Here is a 585-nt window from a genome sequence, read left to right on the forward strand (position 1 = left end):
TTAAGTGAAACCGCAACACTCAACACCACGGCCCCAAGTATCAGTATTAATGCATTGGTTGACACGAACGACACCACCCCAACCATTAATGGTACAAGCGATGCGGCAGATAACACCACCATCAGCCTAACGTTTGAAGACAGTGCAGGGAATATTACGACTGTTGATACGACCGTAACGGGTGGCGTATGGAGCGTTGATGCCCCAGCTGATTTAGCCGAAGGCGAATACACGGTCACCGCCGAGGTAGATGATGGCCTAGGTAATATTGGCAGCGCCACCGAAATAGGTCAGATAGATCTTACTGGTCCGAGCCTTGTTATTACAGACAATGGTGTAGGCAACGACACCACGCCAACGATTGCAGGTACCAGCGATGCACCGCAAGGCAGTGAAGTAACCATTGTTGTCACCGACAGCAGCGGCGCAGCGCAAACAATGAGCGCCACCGTGCTTGCCAATGGCACGTGGTCAATCCCTGTACCGGTAGCACTTGCAGAAGGTGCATACACCATTAGCGCGAGTGTTGAAGATGTGGCAGGCAACGACACCATCGCCACAGGCGCAGGTGAAATAGATACCACT

At 52.3% G+C, this 585-nt stretch carries 1 protein-coding gene; it reads left to right on the forward strand.

Annotated features, from left to right (window positions below):
• Positions 1 to 585 (forward strand): Ig-like domain-containing protein (locus tag I6E69_RS20520; protein WP_231619847.1); only part of this gene is annotated, 585 nt, incomplete at both ends.

The organism is Pseudoalteromonas sp. NZS100, from assembly GCF_015864815.1.
Taxonomy (GTDB): Bacteria; Pseudomonadota; Gammaproteobacteria; order Enterobacterales; family Alteromonadaceae; genus Pseudoalteromonas; species Pseudoalteromonas distincta.